The 23,768-nt window shown below is 71.6% G+C and carries 24 protein-coding genes; 17 read left to right on the top strand and 7 right to left on the bottom strand.

Going from position 1 to position 23,768, the window contains the following annotated elements; translation table 11 throughout:
- The first annotated feature begins 69 nt into the window (after nt 1-69).
- The 16 genes from BM362_RS31980 (at nt 70) to BM362_RS47810 (ending at nt 13,680) form a co-directional block, all read left to right on the top strand.
- Complete coding sequence (locus BM362_RS31980) at nt 70-972, top strand: phosphotransferase (protein ID WP_167545530.1); 903 nt, start codon at nt 70-72, stop codon at nt 970-972.
- Between the two features lie 505 nt (nt 973-1,477).
- Nucleotides 1,478-1,795 (top strand): hypothetical protein, encoded by a 318-nt coding sequence (locus BM362_RS47035; RefSeq protein WP_143132548.1) that lies wholly within the window; start codon nt 1,478-1,480, stop codon nt 1,793-1,795.
- Nucleotides 1,796-1,996: 201 nt separating this feature from the next.
- Entirely contained in the window at nt 1,997-2,290 is a 294-nt protein-coding gene (locus tag BM362_RS31975) for a hypothetical protein (protein WP_143132547.1), read from the top strand.
- Nucleotides 2,287-2,814, top strand: a complete 528-nt coding sequence (locus BM362_RS31970; RefSeq protein WP_093575684.1) for a hypothetical protein — start codon at nt 2,287-2,289, stop codon at nt 2,812-2,814. Before BM362_RS31975 ends, BM362_RS31970 begins: the two co-directional genes overlap by 4 nt.
- 91 nt (nt 2,815-2,905) lie before the next feature.
- Complete coding sequence (locus tag BM362_RS31965) at nt 2,906-3,958, top strand: trypsin-like serine protease (RefSeq protein WP_143132546.1); 1,053 nt, start codon at nt 2,906-2,908, stop codon at nt 3,956-3,958.
- An 81-nt stretch (nt 3,959-4,039) separates the two neighbouring features.
- Nucleotides 4,040-5,302 (top strand): helix-turn-helix domain-containing protein, encoded by a 1,263-nt coding sequence (locus BM362_RS49465; RefSeq protein ID WP_244287356.1) that lies wholly within the window; start codon nt 4,040-4,042, stop codon nt 5,300-5,302.
- A 226-nt stretch (nt 5,303-5,528) separates the two neighbouring features.
- Nucleotides 5,529-6,047, top strand: coding sequence for a hypothetical protein (locus BM362_RS31955; protein WP_143132545.1), 519 nt, complete (start codon nt 5,529-5,531; stop codon nt 6,045-6,047).
- A gap of 381 nt (nt 6,048-6,428) precedes the next feature.
- On the top strand, nt 6,429-6,554 hold the full coding sequence (locus BM362_RS50090; protein WP_280142758.1) for a hypothetical protein: 126 nt from the start codon (nt 6,429-6,431) through the stop codon (nt 6,552-6,554).
- Nucleotides 6,555-7,143: 589 nt separating this feature from the next.
- Nucleotides 7,144-8,019: a trypsin-like serine protease gene (locus tag BM362_RS31950; RefSeq protein ID WP_208865402.1), complete on the top strand. Its 876-nt coding sequence runs from the start codon at nt 7,144-7,146 to the stop codon at nt 8,017-8,019.
- 390 nt (nt 8,020-8,409) lie between these two features.
- The gene (locus BM362_RS31945) at nt 8,410-9,054 is read left to right on the top strand and encodes a DUF3558 domain-containing protein (RefSeq protein WP_093575680.1); all 645 of its coding nucleotides are present in this window, start codon (nt 8,410-8,412) and stop codon (nt 9,052-9,054) included.
- A 61-nt stretch (nt 9,055-9,115) separates the two neighbouring features.
- Nucleotides 9,116-9,739, top strand: a complete 624-nt coding sequence (locus BM362_RS31940) for a hypothetical protein (RefSeq protein WP_093575679.1) — start codon at nt 9,116-9,118, stop codon at nt 9,737-9,739.
- On the top strand, nt 9,736-11,496 hold the full coding sequence (locus tag BM362_RS31935; RefSeq protein WP_093575678.1) for a hypothetical protein: 1,761 nt from the start codon (nt 9,736-9,738) through the stop codon (nt 11,494-11,496). The genes BM362_RS31940 and BM362_RS31935 overlap by 4 nt, the downstream gene beginning before the upstream one ends.
- Nucleotides 11,497-11,884: 388 nt before the next feature.
- Nucleotides 11,885-12,343, top strand: coding sequence for a hypothetical protein (locus BM362_RS31930; protein ID WP_093575677.1), 459 nt, complete (start codon nt 11,885-11,887; stop codon nt 12,341-12,343).
- Nucleotides 12,340-13,068, top strand: coding sequence for an HAD family hydrolase (locus BM362_RS31925; RefSeq protein ID WP_093575676.1), 729 nt, complete (start codon nt 12,340-12,342; stop codon nt 13,066-13,068). The genes BM362_RS31930 and BM362_RS31925 overlap by 4 nt, the downstream gene beginning before the upstream one ends.
- A 78-nt stretch (nt 13,069-13,146) precedes the next feature.
- Nucleotides 13,147-13,458, top strand: a complete 312-nt coding sequence (locus BM362_RS31920; protein ID WP_093575675.1) for a hypothetical protein — start codon at nt 13,147-13,149, stop codon at nt 13,456-13,458.
- A 60-nt stretch (nt 13,459-13,518) separates the two neighbouring features.
- The gene (locus tag BM362_RS47810) at nt 13,519-13,680 is read left to right on the top strand and encodes a hypothetical protein (protein WP_167545529.1); all 162 of its coding nucleotides are present in this window, start codon (nt 13,519-13,521) and stop codon (nt 13,678-13,680) included.
- Between the two features lie 195 nt (nt 13,681-13,875).
- Here BM362_RS47810 and BM362_RS31915 read toward each other — a convergent pair whose 3' ends face one another.
- Nucleotides 13,876-15,528 (bottom strand): DUF2207 domain-containing protein, encoded by a 1,653-nt coding sequence (locus tag BM362_RS31915; RefSeq protein WP_093575674.1) that lies wholly within the window; start codon nt 15,526-15,528, stop codon nt 13,876-13,878.
- Between the two features lie 263 nt (nt 15,529-15,791).
- Between BM362_RS31915 and BM362_RS31910 the strand changes: the two genes are divergently transcribed.
- Nucleotides 15,792-16,892, top strand: a complete 1,101-nt coding sequence (locus BM362_RS31910) for a neutral zinc metallopeptidase (protein WP_244287355.1) — start codon at nt 15,792-15,794, stop codon at nt 16,890-16,892.
- 71 nt (nt 16,893-16,963) lie between these two features.
- Here the strand turns inward: BM362_RS31910 and BM362_RS31905 are convergent, their stop codons facing one another.
- The 6 genes from BM362_RS31905 to BM362_RS31885 all read right to left on the bottom strand — a co-directional run bounded on the left by BM362_RS31905 (nt 16,964) and on the right by BM362_RS31885 (nt 22,418).
- Nucleotides 16,964-17,803, bottom strand: coding sequence for an ABC transporter substrate-binding protein (locus BM362_RS31905; protein ID WP_167545528.1), 840 nt, complete (start codon nt 17,801-17,803; stop codon nt 16,964-16,966).
- Nucleotides 17,804-18,059: 256 nt separating this feature from the next.
- Complete coding sequence (locus tag BM362_RS47805; protein WP_093575672.1) at nt 18,060-18,695, bottom strand: GPP34 family phosphoprotein; 636 nt, start codon at nt 18,693-18,695, stop codon at nt 18,060-18,062.
- On the bottom strand, nt 18,692-19,306 hold the full coding sequence (locus BM362_RS47800; protein WP_167545527.1) for a hypothetical protein: 615 nt from the start codon (nt 19,304-19,306) through the stop codon (nt 18,692-18,694). The genes BM362_RS47805 and BM362_RS47800 overlap by 4 nt, the downstream gene beginning before the upstream one ends.
- 452 nt (nt 19,307-19,758) lie before the next feature.
- Nucleotides 19,759-20,955, bottom strand: coding sequence for a helix-turn-helix domain-containing protein (locus BM362_RS31895; protein WP_143132543.1), 1,197 nt, complete (start codon nt 20,953-20,955; stop codon nt 19,759-19,761).
- Nucleotides 20,952-21,152 carry a hypothetical protein gene (locus tag BM362_RS31890; RefSeq protein WP_143132542.1) on the bottom strand — a complete coding sequence of 67 codons (201 nt, stop codon included), beginning with the start codon at nt 21,150-21,152 and terminating at the stop codon, nt 20,952-20,954. The genes BM362_RS31895 and BM362_RS31890 overlap by 4 nt, the downstream gene beginning before the upstream one ends.
- Nucleotides 21,153-21,572: 420 nt before the next feature.
- On the bottom strand, nt 21,573-22,418 hold the full coding sequence (locus BM362_RS31885) for an SAM-dependent methyltransferase (protein ID WP_093575669.1): 846 nt from the start codon (nt 22,416-22,418) through the stop codon (nt 21,573-21,575).
- Nucleotides 22,419-23,768 lie beyond the last annotated feature (1,350 nt).

Raw genomic sequence — 23,768 nt, 5'->3', positions numbered from 1 at the left:
GTTCCTGCGTACTGCCCAGGTTCCTGGCCGCTCTCATGCATCTACATCGCCATGGGGAGGGGCAGAAGCGTGGGGAAGAAACGATGGGAGGACCTCCCTCCCGATGTTCGTCGGAGCGTCGAGAAGCAGCTCGGAGAGAAAATAGTCCGGGTGCTCGACTGCGACGGAAACGCGGACTTCTCTGGAATCGTGCACACCGAGCACAATGTCGTGTTCGTGAAAGCGGCCAGTCAATGTGCGCAGAGTCTGACTCGGCCGCGGGCCGAGGAGGAGCGGCGGAACCGGCTCTTGCCGTCAACTGCCCCGAGAATTCTCTGGCGCAATCAGAACCTGGACTGGGTTGTCACTGGCTACGAGTACGTTCCCGGACGGCCCGTGGACCTGCGCCCCGGCTCGCGCGACCTGCGCACGCTGGTGCGGCTGCTCGCCGAACTGGCCGTGCGCGAGGTGGCCGGCAGCTCGTATTTCGAGTCAATGGGCGCGCGGTGGTCGGCCGAATCGCCGTGGCGCACTCTCGCAACGAGGAAGCCGCACACGCTGACCGACTGGGACCGTCAGCGGATTGCGGAATTCACGGACATGGAGCTTCACGTGTTCGACGTGTTGTCCTCAGGGACGAGCATCGCGCACGGAGAGCTTTCGGAGTCCAGCATTCTCATCGGCGACGGCGGCGTTCCCCGCATCGTGGGCTGGACGTGGGCGTTGCGCGCCCCGGCGTGGGTTGACGCCGCGGTCCTGGCAGTGCGGTTGGTGGAAGCCGGCCACACGCCTGCAGAAGCCGAGAGCATCGTCTCGGGGATACCGGAGTGGAAGAACGCCGACGCCGCGACCTTGGACGCGTTTTCCGTCGCGTTGCTGGGGCTCCGGGTAGCCGACAGTCCTGGTTCGGTTCTCACCTGCGCCGCTCGACGATATGCACAGCACAGGTTCATTGATAAGCCCGCTCCGACAACCGGGTCGAGGCCGTCATGACCCAACGATGTCGACCGCCACGTGCTCGCTCCGACCGCGGTGATGCTGCCGCTGCCCATTCTTGCCACCGCTGTTTTCGTCGGCGGAGCAACACGGATCACGTGCTGCGTCGTCGGACGAACCACGTTGCCAGCGGGACTAGACGGGACGTGATGACGAATTCTCGCGCATGACCGGCCTGAAACCGTTGCGACCAAGGACAACTGGGAAATGAACAATCCGCTCCCGCACGCGCAAGAAGAACTCCCCGCACCGAGTTCGGGGCATGCAGCAAGCGCTCCGGTGCACGTCAACCCGACGACCTGTTCGCCGATGGTCAGTGGCGCAGGGCCGCACGCGCTCCGGGGGGCCGCCGAGCGCTACGCCGCGCGGGGCTGCCCGGTGCTTCCCGGCCCGGTTTGCGACGGGATCACGACGTGGCACCCCGACACATCCGAGCCGCTCCGTCCCGGCGAAGCGGCGGCGGGTAACGGGCGCGTTCGGCGGGCGCCATCCACTGGGCCCGGTGGCACTGTCACCCCGAGGAGCATGGTTCCTTGTCGAGGCCGGAACCCCCCTGCACCACGAATTGGACGAAGCCGCCGGCGTCGAACTCGTGCCGCCGGACACTCTCGTCGCGTTGCCGCCGAGCCGAGCGATCTGGGGTGCCCTTTCGTGGCGTATCCCGCCGGACGACCTCGACTCTTTGGGCGACAGCGGCAAAATCCAGACGACGCTCGCGGAACTCCTGGCGGTCCGGCGAGAGGGCTCGACTTGCCGGGGCCTCGCGGCGAGAACTCCCCGCGCCCGCGCGGGCTCACGCTGCTGCCCGGCGGTTCTGTGACGACGGTGCCGTGCGCGGCAATCCGCCCCGCGCACCATGCCGGATCCAGGCCCGCCGCGCTCGACCTCCTCCCGCCCGCTCCGCCGAAAGCCCTCCCTGCTGAAGACGACCTGGTCCTCTGCGGCCCGCCCGCGGCCCCGGACGTGACCGGCCCCGATTTGGGCTCGGCGTCTCTGCCCGCCAGCGGACGAGGCCGGCCCGTTGACCGGAGTCACCGGGATCGCCGCGTCAGCCGGAGGAGCCCACCCGGCAGCAGTCGTGCTGTGCGTCCTGCTCCTGGTCGGCGTCCCGCTAGCGGCGTGGGTGCTGGCCCGGGGACGGCGCGCGATCCCGCCGACGGCCGGACGGCTGACCGTCCAAGCGCTTCGAGCACGACTCGCGGAAGAGATTTCCCAGGAAGAGGTGCCGAGAGCCGTCCCGATGCCGTGCACCGGCAAGTCCGTCCGCGCGATGCCCAACAGCACACAGCCCTACCGGTCCGAGGAACCCGCATGACCTCGCTCTCGCGACAGCCCCCGCCCACGGAACTGGTTCCGAGGCGGGTGGCGATCCGCGCGTACGGCGACGGAACTCGGCACGCCTACGACGCGGCGCGGCTCGCCTGGATCAAGATCGACCTCACGATCCGCCCGCTCTGCCACCTCCGCGGCGGCGGCCCCGTGCTGCACTACTTCGACCGGATCAACGCGGTGCCCCAGGAAAACCTCGACTACCGGGGGTGCTCGCGGTGCGCGGCGGTGCTCGCGACGGGCTTCCACGAGGTGATAGTCGGGGTCCTCATCGCGCTCGCGCTGGCCGAGGGCGACGTCGTGCGGACCGCCGGACGCCTGCCCGTCGACGACGTCCCGTCCGGAAGCGAGCCCGGCACGCTCGAATCGGTCCCGGACACCGCTCAGCTCGCGCTGCCGACGCGGACGTCTCCGTCGGAGCCAGCCGATCCCGGTCCCCGCGCCACGCCCCCGGCACGGGCGGCGGACGCGGAGCCCCGGGAACCCGCGCTGGCCGGCGCGAGTCCGTGAGGCAGCCGTCCCGCCCCTGCCCGGGAATCACCTTTCCCTTCCGGGAAAAAGGAAAACCAACCCTTCGGGAGAAACGAGGAGTCCCTTGGTCATGCGAAGAACGGCCGGGACGGTGCTGGCCGTGCTGGCGTTCGTGGTCGCGCTTCTGGCCGCGGCGGCGCCCGCAGGCGCGATCGTCGGCGGCGTCCGCGCGGACGCGCCCCGCGCGGGAATCGGGTCGTGGCAGTACTTCAGGGACGGCCACCCGGATTGGGGGACGTGCAGCGCGCACGCTCTCAGGACCGACGAAGACGGCCTGACCGACCTGCTGGTGACCGGCTCGCAGTGCGTGACGGTCATGCCAGGCCCGCAGTCGCAGCAGGTCCGGTCGATGACCGACGAGGGCAAAGCGCGCTACGCCCAATTCCGTGCCGCCGCCGAGAAGGCGGGCAGGACGGCCGCGTCGCCCGAACGGGCCGACCGTCCCGCGCCGGGTCTGCAGTCCACCCCGGAAGACCCGGCGACGTTCCGGTTCGTGTTCAACTCCGCCAATCGGTTTCAGGGTGAGAGGGTCGGCGTCAAGCGCTTCCTGGTCCCGAAAGAGTGGGACTGGGGCGAAAAAGACAAGCGCGGCTACGTCTGGGATCTGTCGCTGGTGCAGCTGGAGCACCCGATCCGCGTCAAGGGCGCGATCGTCGCGCCGGTGCTGGACTGGAAAACCGTCACGACCCAGGGCTGGGGCCGTGACACCGCGGACCCGGGCACGTGGAAAGGACCGCTCGGCCCGTGGCTCCGGCAGACCGACGGGCGCGTCACCGCGCACGCGGACTGCGCGGGCGCGGGCATCGGCGCGGACGAAGTGTGCGTCGCGCCGGGCCGCAACGCCGGGGCTGCCTGCCAGGGCGATTCCGGCGGCGGCGGCTCCCAGGAGCTGTTCGGCACCGACGTGCTGACCATGCTCGTCTCGCGCGGCCCGCAACCCTATTGCGGCACCGTCAACGTGTACAGCTCGATCTGGGCGCACGGACGGTGGATCGCCGAACAGGTCCGTGCTCTGGAGCCGCAGGCGCGCGTCGCGGCCGTCTCGCAGTCCGACCTGCGCCGCGCAGCCGCCCAGCACCACGCGGCCGTCCCGGCGCAGCCCGATTTCGCCTTGGCCGGATGACACCGGCGGGCCGGGCGCGCCCCGGCCCGCCGGCTTTTCCCATCCCGTCCTGTTCCCGACGACTCCGCAAGGACCTCTCCCATGACCGCAGGCGAGCGTTCTCGGCTGCCGAGAGCCACGTTGCCCCAGCACGGTTTCAGCGCGCCGGGCACCCTCGCGCTGCACGATCCCCCTTCTCCCGGCGCGGGCGAGGCCGCCGATCCCGCGCCGCCTCGTCTCGCTCCGATCGGAGCGGACGCAGCGACGAACACGCGCTGCGCGTCGGCGGGCGGCGAGGACGATGCCGTATCGCTGCTCGGGCACCGGCCCGGGACCCTGGCCGTCCTGGCCGAAGACGCCGAGCTGTACAACCTGGTTCTCGGGGACGAGCTGCGCAAGCGCCGCACGGGCCGCAAGTGGACGCGCAAGAATATGCTCGATCAGCCCGGCGTCGAGGTGGCCCTGCAGACCCTGACCAGCTACGAACAGGGCACGCGGCAGGCCACGGTGCACCGGCTGGTCGAGCTGTGCGCCGCGATGGACGTCCTTCCGCAGGACCTGCTCGCCTCCGTGCAGCTGCGGATCCTCGGCCGCGAACCCGGGCGCCTGCGGGTACGGCTGCCCGTTCTCGCGGCCAGCGACGACCCGGGCTTGGCCCCGATGGCCCGCTGGGCGGCGGCGATGCTCCGCCATCCCGGGCATCCGCTCGAGGTCGACCTGGAGCCGGTCGCGATCGAGCCCATGGCCGAGCTGTGCGGGCTGGGCCCGGCCGACCTCGTCGCGCGGCTGAGCGCCCTCGACCCCCGCCCCGCCCGGGAGAAAGCAACCGCCCCCGACGTCGCTGCCCGCCCGCGCGCGCTCCCCGACCACGACACGGTGTCGATCACCGCCCGTCGCCTCGGCAGCCGGGCAGCGCTGTGGCGGACCGACGACGCCGACAGCGCGCTCGAACAGGTCGCCGTCCACATCCGCGGCGGACTGCACTTCATCGCCCTCGTCCGCAGCGACGCCAATTCCGGATCCGAGGAGAAAGCCACCGTCGTCGCCGTACGCAGCGCGGAGGTGCTGATCCTGGGAAGCACCTCCTTCGCTGCGCAGCTGCGCAGCGACCTCGCCAGGCCCGACTGCCCGGCGCGCCTGCGCCTCACGCCGCTGTCCGGCCCCGCGACCCCGTTGGACGGCCTGGCCCCGCCGCTCCCGACAGCGACCCGCAACGCCCTGGCGGAAGCAGGGTTCACGACCCTCGCAGAACTCTCGTCGGTGGGCGAGACGCGCTGGAACGGGGTCCCCGGTCTCGGCGCAGCACGCGCGAAAGCACTCGCGAGCGTGCTGCGCGAGAACCGTCGCCGGAGGGCCGATTCGTGAGGGCCCCGGCGCATCAGCATGCGACGCCGCCCCGGAAAGGGCAGCCAGCTCGGAGCCCGGCTCCTTGCGCCGGCGTGCGCGAGTCCGCGAGGCAGACGCGCACGCAACTGTCCGGGAACTCGTCTTTCCCGCCCGGGCGACGACCGCTTCTGATCGACGACCCGCGTGGAGCCGCAGGCGCGCGGCTCCACGCCGTCCTGACCGTTCGGAGATGACTGTGTCGGAGATGACTGCGACAGCGAAAGATCCCCTGGTCCTGGAGCCCGCGGCGGACCGGTTCCTGAAGGAGAACGCGATCCGCCTGCACAGGCGCCTGGTCGACCGCAAGGAGTTCGACCGCAAGGAGTTCGACCGCGGAATCGTCTGCGAGACCTGGGCGATGATCCTGGAGCGGGGCACCGGGATCGGGGACCAGGGCCAGTTGGCGTGGCTCTGCAGCGAAGCGCGCATCGGCGGGCGTTTCCGCTGGGACCAAGCCCTGTACGGGTTCGCCCGCTCAGCCTGGTTCGGAACGCTGTCCTACGACGAATACGTGGCCCGCAACATCGGCCCCTCGCCGGAGGTCGTCCTCGATCCGGCCACCTACGAGGACTGGGCCGAATGCGTGTGCAAATACCACAAGGCCAGGAAATTCCTGGACTGGAACCCCATGTTGCTCGGCCAGTTCTCCCGGATCGGCTGGCATCGGGAGTTCGGTCCGCCGGAAAAGCCCTGCGGAGACCTTCTGCCGGAACGAGCTCCGTGACAACGGCGAAAAACGGGACCTGGCGCCCGGCGCGGACGGCGACCTGTTCGGAAGGTCGGCCGGTGACGCGCCCCGCCACGGGGGGGACGGCATCGGTCGCCCGGCTCTGGAGAACCCGGGCTCGCACGCCGCTCGCCCGCGCGCCAGCCGCACACCAGGCCGCCGTCCCGATTCGCAGTGGCCGCGGAGACAGCCCGGAAGGCCGCCGAGTGCGGCAGGACACAGAAGAGAGGAGCCAGCCGTTGCCCCGCGCACCGCGCTCGTCGTCGGATCCGTCGCGCGCGCCGCCGCGTGCTCCACCGGCCCCGCACCGGGCCCCTCAAGGCGATCCAGACGCGCGCCGGCGCCTGCCGCGCGCACCGGACAACAAGGAACCGACACATGCCTAACCCAACTTCGTGGACGGACGCGCTGGCCGACGTCACCACGTTGCCGAACCTCGGCCAGGCGCTCCTCAGTCTGACGTTCGGAGCTTCCCAACACGGCGGTGAGCCCCTGCCGGGGTGATGCAGGCTGCATCACCCCACCCACCAACGGGCTGTCCTTCCTCGGCGCCACCTGGAAGGACAGCCGGGCGCGGCCCGGTTTGGCCTATCCCCCTCCTCCGCCGGCCGGGCCGGGCCGCGTCGCCACGAAGAACAGGCTATGGAGTTTCGATCATGTCCGACCAGATCACACGTCGGCCCCACGATGCGCCGACCGAGACGGAGAAAACGGTAGTAGCACCGACCTGGCCTCGCGTCGATCGGATGCTCTCGCCGGGTGTCCAGGTACGCGGGAGTCGCCGAGAGAAGGTGCATCTAGGCCTCATCGACCTCGCAACACGCCGCGGTTGGCGAAACGACTACTTCGCGTCCTGCCAGATTCGGGGCGCAGCGGAACGCCCGGCCGATTCTGCTGAGACTGACCTGTGCCAGTTGGCAGTCGCAGGGCAAAAGGCCTTGGCCTGGCTCCGCCAGAACTCGGTGCCGAGCGGATTCCACCTGGTCGACCACGGCGATTCAGTCGTTCTCGACTGTGCCCCCGCTGGACCACACGGAGAGATCGGCACGACTGCCGAGACGAAACCAGAAGCAGAGCTGAAAGGCAGTACATGTTGCTGAAGAAGATCGTCCTGTCCCCCTATTATGCGGCGGCATCACGCCGGCACGTGAAAACGCTTCGCAGCCTGCCTTTTTGTCCAAGCGCAGGTGAGGCAGATGAGACAGCGGCGCAAACTGTCGTCGCCATCGAGTACAACGCTCCCGAACACGACAGGGAGAACTTCTTCACTGCCGTCGGCACGCTGATTGCGCCGGATTGGGTGCTCGCCTGCGCGCACGCCGTCACAGCAACTATCGATCGAGAGGTGATGCGGCTCGGGGACATTCCGACCGCGGACAAGGAGTTCCATGTCCGAGTCGGCTCCCGCGTGCTCGGCCAGGGCGGTGCGATTTCACCAGTGGATTCGATCGTGCCGCACCCCGCGTTCGCGTCACCGAACCGTCTCAAAGGACGGCCCAAGCGGGGCGACGGGGCTCACGATGTCGCGTTGTTACGACTGCGGGAGCCTGTCGCGCATCCGGTTGCGACGGTGGCCACCGAACCGATGCTCGATGAATTCGACCCGGTAAGCGTGATGGGCTGGACTCGTGGCCCGGAAGGAACCGGGCGGCTCTCGAATGTGGATACGGCGGTGCTGCCGCTGAAGATCGGCTTGTCTGGCGGTCTCGGGCTAGGCGAGATGTGCATCGCCAATACCGGTGGTAACGACATGGACCAAGGATTCTCGGGCGGACCGGTATGGGTGTGCCCACAAGGCGATGCGGACCGTGAACCGCTGGTGATCGGTCTGGTCAGCCGAGGATGCGTCGGACTGTTCTCGGCGAAAAAACATGGAGCACCGGTCGTCGCGACCGACCTGACTCGGCACGCCGACTTCATCACCGGCACTATCGAAGCTCACCGACAGCAGACGCAGGAGCTGTCGTGACGCGCTGCCTCTGCGAGCCGGCCAAAGACCATATCCGTGCTCTGCGGCGCAGGCCTGGCGACGCAGTGGCGCTCGGCGTTGTACTCCTGGTGCCCCTCCTTCTTGTGATCCGCAGGACTGCAACGAAGGGGCAGCTGCTGGACTCGCTTCCTTTCGGTCACCGGATCCACCGGCAGCGATAGCGATTCTCCTCTCCTTCGGGCCGCTCGTCGGCTTCGACCTGGTGACCGCACTGATAGCACCCGCAGTGGAGCGGATGAGGCACATCAACGTGCATCGAGTGCCGCCGAAGCCGGCGCGCAGATGCGATCGCGCGGAGGGCCGCCCCGTCCCGCGGCCTGCCAGCGCCGCGAACCGCACCACCGGACCGCACGACGGAAGGCAACCCTGATGCACCCGACCCCGCCCGGCACCGAGCGCGCTGCGGCCGCATCCCGCTTCCTCTCGACGGCCGCCGTCCTCGCGCTCGCCTGCGTCGTCGTCGCCGGCTGCTCCGGCGCCGACCAGGCCGCGTCCCGGCCGGACCACGCGGCGCGCAGCACACCGGCCGAGGACGTCCCCGGCCCCGGCGTGCCGAAGGTGGAAAACCCCCTCGACGTCTCCCGGTTCAGGCAGAATCCGTGCGACGCCTTGGCTTCAGGGCAGGTATCCGACCTCCTCGGCGGCAACGTCCGGGCCGAGCCGGACCCGCACGGCCCTGGCGGGCCGGCTTGCGGATGGTTCTCCCAGGCACAGGTCGTGATCGTATTCCCTACCGTGGACAAGCTGGGCCTCACGTCGATCTACCGCGCCAAGGGCGGCGTCTACCCTTTCTTCCTGCCCCTCGACCCGGTCGCCGGGTACCCCGTCGTCGCCTACGGCACGGACGACCCCCGGGCACGTTTCGGCGAATGCACTGTCGCGCTGGGAACCAGCGACCGGGAAACCGTTGACGTCTCGATCACTCAATCACCAGCGCGCAAAGGCGACAAGGACCCGTGCCAGTCCGCCCGCGACGTGGCGGCACAGGTGCTGGACAACCTGCGCCGCGGCTGATCCGGCCACCGGAACCCGCACAGATCAGCCGCGCACAACCTTGACAGCGAAGGAAACTCCGATGACCGACGACACCAGCCCTGCACAGGATCCCGGCACGGACCCGGTGCCGTCGGCCGAGCCTTGGCCCCCGGCCGTGAAACAGCTCGGCGACACCCGCTCCCGGCCCCGCCGGCGATCCGGCAGGTCGGGCGAGACCCGCGCGACCCGCGCCGCGCTCGCGCTGACGGCCGCGGCGGCGACGGGAGCGCTCGCGGCCGGGTGCGACCCCGCGCCGGTCCGCGACGGGCTCTGCCACGGCCTGCCCGCCCTGCGCTGCCTGCACAAGCTGCTGCGGTCGCACGGGATCAGGACCGCAGTCCCGAACCCCGGCGGCGTGCGCGCGCAACGCATCCCGCCGCCGGAGACCGACAACGAACTCCTCGCCGCCCTCGAGCCCGGCGCGGCGGACACGGCCGCCGGCGACACCTCGACGCACGACGGACACGGCGTCTCCCGGCCGGCGGACAGAACACTCTCGACCGGCGCAAGCCCGACGACGTCGAGGGCGACCGCGCTCACGCCCCGCGCAACACCGTCAATCGCGAACCTCGTGCGCGCGCACCACCTGCGGACGCAGCTCGGGAACAAACACGGAACACCCGCCCACCACGAGTCCGTGCGCATGCCAGGAGGACCCGCATGACCGCGCCCTACGGCGGCGTGCCCCAGTACGGGCACCAGCCGCACCACCAGTTCGGACCGCAGCACTTCGGACCGCAGCACTTCGGACCGCAACAGTTCGGACCGCAACAGTTCGGACCGCAACAGTTCGGACCGCAACAGTTCGGACCGCAACAGTTCCGCCAGCACCCCGGCGGACGGGCCGCGCCGCCGCCTACCCCGCCGCGGAAGAAACGGTGGCTGTGGCTGGTTCCGACGCTCGTGATCGTCCTGGCGGCAGCGATCGCCGTGCCATCGCTGCTCGGCAGCGGCGACGCGCCGAACGGCGGCACGCAGCCCGAGCAACACACCCCCGCGCCGGCGGGCCGCGACACCGCCGCGGTCACCGCCGCGCTGCGCGCCATCGACCCCTGCGCGCTCGCCGATACGGCGGGAGCGCGGAAACGCGGCACGCCCGACGCGACCGCCTTCGCGATCGGACCGCACGCGTGCGTTCTCGCCGCGTCGCCCCGCTACGTCTCGGCCGACGCCGGAGTGACGGTGAGGGTCGGCGCGCTCTCCGACCAACTCCAGCGCTACGCCGGCACACCGACGGTGCTCGCGGGCGCCAAGGCGTACCAGTACTCCGCCCCCGGCGACCGCCCGACGTGCCGGCTGGTGCTCCCGGTCAGCTTCGAGCTGGCGGTCGAGGTGTCCTACACCGGGCCCGCCGGCGCCGGCGAGGCCTGCGCTGTCCTCCGCCCCTACGCGGAGGCGGCCGTGGCGCAGCTGCGGCACCCGGCCTCGATCCCGCCGGCGAACCGGCCCTACGCCGCCTGGGACGGCTGCACACTGCTGGCCGCGGCGCTCCGGGGCGACGCGACGAAGTACGAGTACCAGCCCCTGGGTGCCGACCCGCTCGCGGGATGCGCCACCCACCCTGCCGGCGCCCCCGACCCCGGACCGGCGCTCGAGCTGTTCTACGACACCCCGACCGAACTGTCCGGCCAGCCGCGGTCGATCGCGGGCAAAACCCTCGGCCTCAAGCAGCTCGGCGACCAGTGCCACGCCGTCTGGGACGACGGCCCGTCCGGCGCCCAGAACCGATGGGTCGCCGACGTGACCGTGAAAGTCTCCGCACGGACCTGCGACGCCGCCGCGGCGCTCGCCGAGCGCGTGATCGGCCTCGCGGCAGCGAAACCCTCGGGGCAGGCTCCCCCGGCGACCGAGCTGCTGTACGCGCCGGACGACCACGACACCAACGCCCGAGGCGCGTGCGTCGACCTCGGCGTGCCCTTCGCGATGCCGGACTGCGAGCCGTACCAGCCGGTCGCGCTCGCCCCCTCGCCGCAGCAGATCATGACCGACGCGGCGCGCAACCGGAACGTGGCCTGCGCGGCGTTCCACGACGCTGTCACCGCCGTGTACGGCAGCAAATTCGTGCCCGTGACGTGGGGCCGGCACTGTTTTTTCGTCGACTCCGCCCACGAGCTCGCGATCCGCGTGAACGTCACCCCGGAGGACGCCCCCGGCGGCTACGGCCAGGATGCGCCGGACAGGCGGGAAACGGTCATCGCGGGAAAGGCGGCAGTCGTCTACACCGACGACAAGAAGACGACCTGCGACATCTACCTCTCGCCGACGAACGACCTGCAAGCACCCGGCAACCTGCACGTCCAGGCAAAAGCAGGAAGCGGCCGCGGCAAGTACGCGCCCGACCCGTACCCCCCGCTGCCGCAAGACGGTTTCGCGAAGGCGGAATCGATCATGGCCCAGACAGTCGAAGCGCACTTCAGGTGACCGTCAGCGCGACGGCCATCTCGCCCCGGCGGTGCGCGCCCCACCCGCTCTGGCGCGACTCGACACGCGCCGCATCGAATGCGAGGAGGCCTTCCGCAGGTCACGCGCAGGGCCCGTCCCTGCTCCAGGCGAGCCCTCGGCGACCATGCGCCCTGTCCTGCCGCGGACGCACGCCGCGACCGGCTGCCGTGCCCGGCTCTTGCGCGGAGCACGCGGCGTAGCCGCCGCGGCAGCCTTCTTGACGACAGGCTGCCCCGGCTGTTCCTCGCCGCGCGCGTCGCAGGCGGCGGCGACCTCTGCCGGAACCGCCCGCGGGCGGGCGTTTCCGCGATACGGGCACAAACGGAACCCGCACAGAACCCCTGACAGCAAAGGAAAATCCTCGCCGATGAGCGACGACGCCGACGAACGCCGCGACCCACGGATCGGTCTCGCCCAGCACCACCGCACACGACAGCGACAACACCGTCTCCCGGTCCCGGGGACCCGGGGGTCTTCGGCGCGCACGTCGCGCAGGCAGCGGCGCAGGCCGATGATCCGCGCGGCCACCGCACCGCCACGGGCGATCCGGGCGTGCAGCCCCGCCCTGGCCAGCCCCGGCGAGCACGACACCCGCAGCGCGCGGACGACCGTGAACCCCTTGCCCGACAACGCCGCCGCGCCCAGCACCACAGGGCCCGTCCACAACCGAAGGATGAACCCCTTGCCCGACAACGCCGCCGACCTCGCCAACAGCGACCGCGCGTCCGGCGCACGCCTGCGTCCCGACAACACCATCCGGTTCGCCGCCGGACCGCCGGCTCTCGTGTCCCCGAAGCCCCGCTCCCACGGAAGCGGGCGGGCATGAGCGCGATCAAGTTGCTGGTGTTCGACGCGGTCCGCACGCTCGGCGTGACGACCGGCGTGCGGATGCACGAGTTCGTGCAGCGGCTCAGCCCGCTGCCGGCCGCCGACGTCGACGAAGCGTGCCGCACGTTCGCCCACCGCACCCCGATGCCCGACGGCGAGGCCATGGAGAGCTTCTGCGAGGAGGCGTGCGTCGACCCGGCCGACCTTCCGCCGCACTGGTTCACCGGCACCGTCCCCGACCTGCCGCAGGACCACCCGCACTGGTCCGGATTCGCTGGCTACGACTACGCGCCGTCCGCGGTCGCAGACATGATCGAGATGACCGGCGGCGCGCCCGCCGTCGTGCTCTCCAACATCCCCTCCACCACCGGCCCGATGCAACTGGCCGCCCTGCACCGGCAATTCCCGATGCTCGACGCGGTCTATGCCAGCTACGACCTGGGGAAGCGCAAACCGGACCGGAGGCTGTGGGAACGGATCGCCGCCGACTACGGCGTGGAAACCCACCAGCTGATGCACTTCGGCGACCTGTGGAAATGCGACGTGCTCGGAGCGACCCGCGCGGGCGCGCACGCGGTCTTCCTCGCCGGGACCCGGCCCGAGCCCAACCCCCCCGAGGACCGCGCTCGGCTCAACCCCCGAGCGCGGGTGTTCGTCGCAGACACCCTCCACGAAGCGCGGGCCTGTGTGCGGGAGATGACGCGCGGCGGCCCAACGGCATGACCGGCAACACCCCCCGCCGGGCCCTTCCACCGTCTCATCGCCGACGCGCGGATCGACGAGATCATCGCCGTCTACGCCATGACCCGACACGTCCGGCAGACCGCACAGACGACCGGCCGGTCCTGCAACACCGTGCTGAACATCCTTGTGGAGCGGAATCTTTACGAACCGTGGTTCCCGGAGCCGAGCGCCGACGAGATCGCGCGCATGATCGACCTGTACCGGCAGAACCGGAGCGTCAAACTGACCGCGCGGCCGACCGGCTGGTCCCACAGGCGCGTGAAGGGCGTCCTCGTGGAACGGACCCGGTACACGCCGGAAGTGCACAGGAACCCGAAACTCACGGCGCTGCACGCCGAATGGAAGCGCAAACCAGGTCACGAGCAATGAGCACATCAAGCGGCACGAGCGGGTCATCGCCGACGGCGCGCTGCGGCCTCGGAGGTCCGGATGATCGTGTACCTGGCCGGGGTCGTGACCGGGATCGCGATCACGCTCGGGACGCTGGCCCTGGTGCTGTGGCTCTACACGCGGCGGGACAACCGCCCGCCGCCGGACTGGGATCCCGACGCCACGGTGGAGATACCCCGGATTCCGCCAAACCCGGGCTGAACCCTGATTCGCCGCGCCGATCCGCGCCTGTCGCTGCCCGCCGGAATCGTCGCGCCGCACCCGCGAGCCCGGCCCTCGCCGTGCCCATCGCGGCATCCGGGACGGGGTGCCGCGGCGACGGTCCGGCTCGGCGGACGCACTGCGGGATTCATCTCGCCTCGCAGCCTGGCCGCGACCGGGGATCTACGGGCATCACTAATCGTTGCGAGCCAGCACCTCGTTCAGCGCGGACAGGAACTTCGGCACCTGCCGCCGCAACCGCGCCAGGTCGCGGTCTGCCTCGAGGCCGCCGAACCACGACAGCCCCGGCGTGCGGTCATCTGCCGGGTCCAGGCCGGCGAATGCCGCCAGCCACCGCTCGGTCTCGCCCAGCGCCACCGCGTAGGGCAGCGACCGCGAGAACACCGTCTCCCGGTCCGCCGGGGACTCGATGTCCTCGGCGCGCACTGCGCTCAGGTAACGGTGCAGGCCGGTGATCCGCGCGGCGACCGCGTCGCCGCGGGCGGTGCGGGCAGGCAGCAGCGCGCGGGCCGCGCCCAGGCCCAACCCGGCGATCGCGACCGCGACGCCCAGCAGCGCGTGGCCGACCGTGACCGCCAGCACCGCAGTCGCCGCCGCACCCAGCGCGCACAGCAGCATGCCGGGCAGCGCGAGCCTGCCCGCAGGCAGGTCCGGGCGGCGGGAGAACCAGCCGCTGGCCACGACATCCCGGTACATCGCGTCCCGGATCGCGGCGGTGCCGGCACCGTGCGCCCGCGACAGCAGGACCGTGTCTGTGCCTTCCGGCAGCAGTGCCTCGAGCACCAGACGCTCGTACTCGCGCAAGTCGCCGCCGGGCGGGCTGCCGCGGGAGATCTGCCAGTCCGGACCCGGCAGCTCGGCAAGCCAGAGGTAGTTCCGCACCGCGAGGTCGAGCACGGTCGCGGCGATGTCCTCCGGATCGGCCGACCCGTCCGCCACGGTGCCGACCTGCCCGGGCAGCACCCCGTCGGGCGAGGCGAACACCGTCCGCCCGTCGCGGTGCGCCAGAACGTGCACGGCGACATCGGCGCCGGCGGCCGCCGCGGCCCGTCTCCGCAGCCACACGACGACATTGGCCGTGGTCACCAGCGTCACGAGGGCGACGAGCGCGGCGTCCTCCGCGGGCCCGAAGGAGAACGGGCCGGCCGTCGCCTCCTCCGCCGCGAGCCTCGGCGCGGCCTGCGCGTTCGCCGGTGCGGTGCCCGGCGGCAGGGTCGCCGACACCTCCATCAGGTCCCCGGCGCGCAGACCGCGCTGCTGCGCGCGCAGCACGCCGGTTCCGTCGATCTCGGCGTGCGTGCACGCCTGCCGGCCGCCGACCACGCACGCCACCGGCTCGCCCGGGCGTTCCGGCGCGAGCAGCGACACCCGCACCTCCCGAACCGGCTGATCGAACCCGCCCAGCGCCGGCCACCGCAACAGCTGGCCGCCGCCGACATCCGACAGCGCGCCGTCCGCGGTGAACACCACGGTGGACTCGCCGGAGGGGAACGTCAGGCCGAGCCGGTCGTCGGTCCAGGCCGACGCGGACGCCCGGGTGAGGACGGCCGACCGCACCGTGTAGACGCGGTCCGGCCCGCCGTCGCCGGGGACGCGCAGCGGCAGATCGGCCGCCAGCCGTCCTCCGTCGGGGACGGTGATCTTCTCCGTCACCTGCAGGCCGCCGTCGCGCAGCAATTTCAGCCCGATGTCGGCGACGGCGTCGGAAACCGGGGAAGCGCCGCCGGCGGAATGCGTTCCCTGACCGGGATACGCCGCTGCCGGCGCTATTCCGGTCAGCACGGTCAAGACGGCGACAGCCGCCGCGGAAACCCATTTCCTCGCCACGGCCGAAACCTTAGAGCAATACCGCTAGGCTGGGCGGGGCGGCAACGAACAAAGCCGACCGCGCGGAAAAAGCAATCGCAGGGGGAATGCCGATGACCTGGCCACCGCAGGGCGCGCCGTACCCGGTTCCGCCCGCAGCGCCGCCGCTCCCGCCGCCGTACCCGCTGCCGCCCGGGCCGGGAATGCATCCAGGGCAACACCTTCCCGCCTGGCAGCCTCCTGCCCCGACGCCGACAGTCCACAACGGACCGACTTGTTACCCTGTGCCCACAGGGTATTCCGTCCCGGCGCCCGCCGCCCCGGTCAGGCCGCCGTATCCCGGCGCGCGCGGATACGGGACCCGTGCGGTTCCCGCCGGGCCGCCGCGCAAGAAGCGGCGCGCGGTCCTCATCGGACTGGGCGGGGTCTTCGGAGTCCTGCTGCTGTTCGTCGCCATCGGAGCGATCGGCGATGCGGTCCGCCCGCGCGAGCGCACCACCGCGGCGAGCACGCCCGCGCCGACCTACCCCACCGCATACAGCCCGCCCGCGCCCACCCGCTACACCGCCGGCAGCGCGCCGAGCGCCTCGGACGCCCCCGGCACCCGCGCCACCAGCAGCGAACCCGCCGCCACGACCCGCGCGGAGCCGACACCCGCGGGGCCGCGTCCGGTCAAAGCATTGGCGGACAACCCGTTGTTCGAGCGCGCGGACATCGGATTGCCGAACCGGCAATGCACGCTCAGCCGCTGGGGACCCGACCGCGACCGGGCCGCACAGTTCTTCGAATCCGGAGTCCGGTGCCTGGACGCCGTGTGGTCCCAGGTGCTGGCCGCCGCCGGACTGCCGTTCGAGAGCCCGCACCTCGTGGTCGCCTCGTCCGGGCAGATGCAGAGCCCGTGCGGATCGGCCGGCGACAGTTTCGCCGCCTACTACTGCCCGACCAACCGCACCATCTACATGCCGCTCGACAAACTCCAAATCGAGCAGTACGGCGCGCATCCCGGCATTTATCTCCCGGTGCTGGCCCACGAGTACGGGCACCACGTGCAGCAACTGTCCGGGGTGTCCGATGCGATGGACGACGCCCGATACGACGCGGGCGCCGATTCCGCCGCCGGGCTGGAACTGTCGCGGCGGCTGGAGCTGCAGGCGCAGTGCTTCAGCGGGATGTTCCTGGGCTCCGCCCACGCCGCGGGAGGCGGGGACGTCGACCGCAACATCTACACCGAAGCCTGGAACAGCGAGGACCGCGGCGACCACAACGGCGGCCCCCGCGACCACGGCAGCGACCGGCACGCCATCGCCTGGTGGCAGCAGGGCGCGACCAAAAACCGGGTCAAGCAATGCAACACCTGGGCGTCGAACTCGTCGGACGTGTCCTGACCGCCGCCGCGGTGAAGCCCTCCCCGCACCGCGGCGGGGAGGACTTCACCGCAGCGTATTCGCCCCTTCGGTCACGGCTTCGCGGGCAAGAGCAGGCTGTTGATGTCGAACCGGGAACCGATCACGCCGTAGCGCGCGAGCAGATCGGGGACGCGCTGCAGCGGAACCGGTGCGACGTCGGCCCGGAAATACGGGAACGTCACCAGTTTGGCGTCGCCCTCTTTGATCTGCGCGTAGCGGGCGACGGACTTCTCGACAGTCGCGCGGTCGCTGTTGGCGAGGTCGGCGGCGCGGCGCAGACCGTTCCTGAACGCCGCGACGTCGGACGGATGGCTGCGGGCCCACGTTTTCGTCGTGAGGTAGCAGGCGACCGGGAGATTTCTGGTGTCTCCGGAGGCGAGGTCGAGCAACTCCTCGTCGCCGTCCTTGGCGGCTTCGGTGACGAACGGCTCGACCGTCGACGCGGCGTCGACATCGCCGCGGCGCAGCGCGCCCGCCATGTTGGGAAACGGCATCTCGACCCAACGAATGTCTTGGTAAGCAACGTTGCGCACGTTGAGGGCGGCCATGACCAGGGTGTCGCTGAGCCCTTTCGACGCGTTGATCGCGATCCGCTTGCCGGGCAGGTCGTTCACTGTCTTGACCGACCCGTTTTTCGGCACCACGAGCTCGATGGTTTTGGGCGCCGCCGAGGATGCCTCGGCGATGATCGCGAGATCACCGACCCCGCGGGTGGCCGCGAGCACCGCGGCGACGTCGCTGGCGTAGGCGATGGCGACTTCTTTGGACGCGAGCTTCGCGATCGCGGCCTGTCCGCTGGACGCGGTCGTGCTCGACACGCTCGCTCCGGCGTCGGCGAAAATGCCGCGCTCGATGCCCAGGTGCAGGGGCGCGACGTCCAGCAACGGCATTTCTGCCACGACGACGGGGTCGCGCCCGTCCGGCCCGCGGGTCGGTTCGGAGCCGCCGAGCAGGCCGCACCCCCCCCGGTGCCGGCCAGCATCGCGGTGCCGACCACCGCGATCGCCGCCGTGCGGCGGCGGCGACGCGGAAACGAAGACCTGCGCATGCGTGAAACCTCCTGCGATCGAACGGAAACAGGGCAAACACAGGGACACGGCGACGTGCCCTTCGAGAGGGTGGAAGCGAAGTGCGGGCGCGGGCCGGTCAGGCTCGTGGTGCGGGGAGGGACCGCAGGAGCGGCTCGATCCCGGGGGGCGGATCAGCGGCCTCCAGCCACGCCCGGCTCCCGGCCGGGAGGCTGAACGTGGCGAGGCCGAGGGCACGCAGGACGCGCCAGAGCGCGACGGCGAGCGGGGCCGCGCTGTGGGCGGGAATACCGGGCCGGTGGGGAGCGCTGCTGAGCAGTGCACGCGGCCACTGGCGGGCTGCGAGGACGGTGAACGCGTACCCGGGACCGTGTCGCAGCCGCGACCGTGCTCGCTGTGCGACGCCCTGCGCGACCAGCCGTTGCCACACCGTCTCGGCCGAATCCCGTGCCAGTTCGTCGACGACGGCGGCGATCGGAGCGGGCAGCCCGTGCCGGAGCAGGGCGCGCAGCACGGCGTCGCGAGGCGGGCCGGCCACCGGTTCCTGCAGCCACACGAGCTTGTCGCGGGTCGCGGCGATCGTCCCGTCGAGGACCTGCTCGGCCAGCAGGCTCACCGCCAGAACGGCCGCGAGGGCATCGCGGTCGCGGATCGCGGGCGGGTCCGGATCGTCGAGATGGACGGCGGCGAGCACGAGATCGGCCAGCTGCCGCGACCCGCGGTAGGCCGGGCCCGCGGCGTGGGCGCGTGTCATCGCGGCGCCTCCGGACTCCAGCGGGAGGCCGGGGCGCCACGCGGCGCGACGCGGACGGGGCGGACCGCCCGGGACTGCCGCAGACGGCGGGCAGGAGGGCAGCCCCGGCGTGTGTCGCCGCCGGAGCTGCCTCCTTCCGGGCCCTGGCGGACAGGGGGGGTCCGCTCCAGCGCCGGGACGATGCGGCACGCCCGCCCCAGGTCGCGCCGCACCTGCCCTCCCTTGCCCGGGGGTGAGGCGAGGGAAGCAGTCTCTGTTCGGGCCGCGCCGGGGCCCGGCGCGCGGGAAGGCGGCGACGGGAACGCGCCCGGCGCGCGGGGATCGCGCGCCGCGCCGCCCGCGACCACCCGCGCGCCGGGATGCCGCTGCATCCATTCCCAGCAATTCTCGCAGCGCTCGAACGGGCTGCCCAGAGAGGGCAACGGCTCGCGGGCGAGCATGTCCGTCGGATGCGTCCATCCCGATCCGAGCTGCTCGTGGCACATCGCCTGCACCTGCGGCGGCGGCCTCCGGACGAGCACGGCCCGGGCCGGGTAGACGTGCCGCCGGCCGTCACCGCGGTAACGGCGGATCACCACCCGCCTGCGGCCCGCCGCCCCCTCGCCGATCATGGGACGACGATAAAACCGCAGTCCCGCGAAAACCTATGCCAAACTGGCATAACGCGACGAAAAAACTGCCGCGTGCGGATTCCGCATGCCTCTGGCCGGCATCACGCTGAACCCGTCCCGGATCGTGGTCGGCGCCGCGAATACCTGGCGCACGGCCGGCCAGAACATGAATGCGGCACGGCTCGCGCGAATAACTGCGGGATAACGATTCTTGCTCCGGTCGACAAATGCCGCCCGCGCGCCCGGGTCCATTCCCTGCCCACGGTCGTCACGGCGTGCGGCCGCAGTCCGGGACGAGGCGGACATCCCCGCGCAGAACCACGGCCATGCTCGGGGATCGGGGGTGCGCTGCCGCAGGACGATTCCCGAGGCAAGGCTGCAGTCCTGCGCGGTCTGCGCCGGGAACGCGCCGCAGACCGCGCCCGGTGCACGGCGCGGCCGGCCGGGTCGCGTCAGGGGACCCGGGTTTTGAGCGCATCCAGCAGTTCGTCGTCCTGGTGGCGGCCGCGTCGCTCCAGCCCCTCGACCAGGGGACCGAACAGCGGGTCGGCGCCGACCCGTTCCGGAGCGGCCAGGTAGGCGCGGTTCAGATGATCGAGGGCGCGATCGTCGCGGGAGCCTTCCGGGTCCTGGGCGAAGCATCTGCACAGGTCGAATTCCAGCGCGCCGCAGCGGTCCAGGCTGACCAGGCCCGCCCGGTAGCCGCGGCGGCGCACGACCTGCTCGGCCCGCTGCGGTCCGAGGCCGAGTTCGGCGTGGGCGGACAGATCCCAGGCCACGGTGTTGGCCGGGCCGAAGTCGTAGCACAGCGTGCGGCGCTCGCCGGTCCGGGACGCCAGGGCCGCGGCCTCGGCGAGGTGGGCGAACGCGGTGTCCCGGTCGCGCGCCTTCGCGTGCACTTGCGCGAGAGCCAGGTGCAGCATGCCCGCGGCCTCGGCTTCGGCGGGGTTGTCCGCGTCGGGGTCGGCGCGGTCGAGCGCCGCGAGCGCGGTGGTGGCGGTGGCCAGGGCGGCGGGGCGGTCGACGATGCGGGCCTGCACGATCGCCGTCGACATCGACGCGAACCCGGCGCGGACGGGGTCCTCCAACCGGGCGGCGGCAGCCCGCGCGCGCTCCCCCGCCACGAGCGCGACGGGATAGTCGCCCAGGCTGCGGGCGATGCCCACCGCCACGATGCACGCCTCGCACAACGCGGCCAGCGCCGCGCGGCGGTCCCGCGCCGGGCCCGCGACCGCCTGCACGTGCAACTCGACCAGCAGCGCTCCCAGGGAGCCGCCCGCGACGACGTAGCGGGCGTCCGCCGACGCGCGGTTCGCCTCCGCGGCCAGGCGGGCCAGCTCGTCGACCGGGCGGGCCGGGACGTCGGGCACCTCGTCCCACGTCGCGGCCGACAGCGCGGCCGAGAGCGGGGACAGCACCAGGGCGCCGGGGATCGGATCCGGACGGCCGGTCAGCTCGGCGGCCGAGCGCCCCAGCGCGGACGCGAGCGTCTCCAGCAGGCCGCGTTCGGAAAGGAAACGGGCGCCGGACTCGAGCCTGGACACAAAACTCTGGCTGATCCCGGCCTCGTCCGCGAGCTCTTGCTGGGACATCCCGCGTTCTTCCCGGGCTTCCCGTACCCGGGCCCCGATCTCCGCGGTTTCGCTCACCCCGCCAGCGTAGAAGCCCTGCCGACCAGGACGCCACCGCCCGGGTGCGACAGCCGAGCGACCAAGCCGGCGCACCGGCAATGGCGCTGGACGAACGGCTGCAGCCGCTTCCAGACGCGTTCGCCGACTTTCACCGGGATCGCGTGCTCCGTGCCCGCGTAGGCCTCGGCGCAGCGGTCCAGCGGCAGCCTCCGCACCTCCTCCCCGTACGGATTCGGGCGGCCGGGCACTGGCTGCTGGTCGAACTCCGACTCGACAGCAGCGACGGCCCTCCGGGATCGCGCCGTCGTGGCGGTTCGACAATCACCGGGGCGATGATCCTCCGTCGTCCCGGGTGCGGCCGGAGGATTCGCTCCGACCGCCACGTTCGAGGGACGTGCAGAACCCGCAGGCCGTCGCCGGCGAACGGTCTTTCCGGCCCCCGCGAGCCGTTCGTCTCCCCCAGCCGGGCGTTGCGGCGCCAGGGCTCTGTTCCGACGGTGCAGCACAGCGCTCCACCGCCGAGGCCTATGCGCTCGGCGTTGACCCGCGGGGCTGTCCCGACCCGAATTCGGCGAGTTCGTTTCTTGAGGTGCGTCAGCGGCACCGTTCACCGACGGCGAGGACCGTGGCGAGCCCTAAGAGGGTTTCTTCGCCACGCCGGCCGCCAGGATCCGTTGCGCGACCGAGAGGTCTCCTGGCGGGCCGTCCGGCCACCAGCGCGCCGCCAGCACGACCTCTGCGGGCGTGTCCGGCCCCGGCGGGATGAGCTCCGTGCCGTGGAACAGTTCCGTGATCTCGTCGATGGTCCGTGCCGTGACGTCCTTCATGGTGCTGCTGTGGACGACGTCGAGCACGTCCTTCACCGTCTCGTCGTCCTCGCTCCCGTCGTGGGGATCGAGCAGATGGGAGATGGCGACGTAGGACCCGGGCGGGAGCTGCTCGATGAGCGGCTGCGTCGCCGCGGCCGCGATCGAGCGGTCGTCGCTGTAGTGGTGGTGCAGGACCGCCATGTACAGCAGCGCGATCGGCTCGTCCCAGTTGAGGTGGTCCTGCACCTTGACGTCTTGCAGGATGCTCTGCGGATCGAAGGCGTCGGCCTGGATGAGTTCGGTGTTCTCGTTGTCGGCGAGGATGGCGCGCCCGTGGGCGGCCACCACAGGGTCGTAGTCGACGTAGAGCACCCTCGCGGTCGGATCCGCGCGCTGCACGATCTGGTGCACGTTCTCCGCGGTCGGCAGGCCCGAGCCGATGTCGAGGAACTGCCGGATGCCGGCGTGGCTGAGGAACCGGCAGACTCGGGTGAGCAGGCGCCGGTTCACGAGCGCGAGATCCTTCGCGTCCGGCAGCGCTTGCAGGATTCTGTTGGCGGTGTCCAGGTCTTCCTGGTACCAGCAGTTTCCGCCGAGGAAGTAGTCGTAGACCCGCGCGATGCTCGACTTGTTCGGGTCGACCCCCGGCGGCGCGTATTTCGCGTCGGACACGACGCTGACCTCCCCGCGCTCTGACACTGTGATCCAAACCGTACCGAGAGTAGCGCTCCGGCGGCACCGACGCGAAACAGCCCGCCAACAAGAATCCGCCCCGGGCAGCGCGGTGCGCCGTTGCGGACGGCGAGCGCGGGGGCAGCGAATCTGGCTGCGGCCGACATTCGTTCCCGCGCCCGCGTCGCCGGCGCGGCAGAAAACCGCCGTGTCCGGCCTCGTCTCGAGCCTGGACAGCGCGGGCAGGATCTCGGTCCTCCCAGACCTTCCGGCAGTTGCGGAAGACCGGACACGGTCTGAAACCCCGCCCGGGACGCCCAGCTGGCCCGCGATGCTCGCCTTCGTCCACGCCTGCGGATCGACGACCTGCGACGCCGACCGACCGGCACCGGGCAGCCGGCCGGTAGGCGAGTCCGGTCCGCCGCCCTCGCGCTCCAGCGCTCGCACCGGGGCCTCGATGCCCGAGCGGCTGCCCTGAAACCCGCTGTATTCCGCGCGCGAGCCGGGGCCGGCGGACCGGAACTCCCCGGCGCCGACCCCCGGTCGAGTTCCCGGACCCCGCAGCGGTCGAGCGGCTGAACCGCTTGATCGCGGACCTGGAGGACCGTGCCACGGCGGCGCGCGCGACCGCGCGGGACGTCAGGACCGCGAACCGCGCGAGCCCGCCCGGGCCCTGACGCCCCGCCCGACGGTCGCCGCGCGGCCGTCGAGGCGCGCCGCCTCCCGCTCCCCGGCGGGCCTGGGCCCTGTTTCATGTCGTCGCTGCCCAGCAGCTCGTCCCCCGCGTCCTCGAACGCGTGCAGGTCGGAGACCGCCCGGTTGCCCGGGAGTTCGCCGCCGTCGTACGGATCCCGAACCCCGTGGTCGCGCAATTCGCTGAATTCCGTGATGGTCGCGGGCGGCAGGCCGTGCCTCTGCCGGAGTTCAGCCGGACGCAGCCCTATCCGGGCTCCGGGCATGAGCGGGGCGGAGGACGTTCCGGAGCCGCCGGGGCGAAGAGCTCATCGGCAGTCCTCGGCGGCCGTGTTCGTTCTCCAGCGGCCGGGGAACGGGCGCCGTTCTTCGAGATCGTGTCGAGTCCGCGCATTCCCATGCGGGTTCGCGCCACGGGGGTCCTGTGCTGCACGCGGATCCGTCCGTCCGCGGTGCACGACCGCGGCAGGAAAACGGGAAATGCGGGAATTCCGCCCTGGATCCAGGTTGTCGAACTGTTTCACTAGGCGGCAGTGCAATGCGCGTGGGTTCTGTCGACGATGCGCATTTCAGCTGTCGTCTTCTGGCGGACGCGAAGCGCTATTGCCGGGCTCGGCCCTTGTTCTCGCATCGGTGCACGGCGGCATTCCGATCGCG

The organism is Amycolatopsis rubida, from assembly GCF_900115345.1.
In the GTDB taxonomy this organism is placed as follows: Bacteria; Actinomycetota; Actinomycetes; order Mycobacteriales; family Pseudonocardiaceae; genus Amycolatopsis; species Amycolatopsis rubida.
This window is presented reverse-complemented; position numbering and strand designations above follow the sequence as displayed.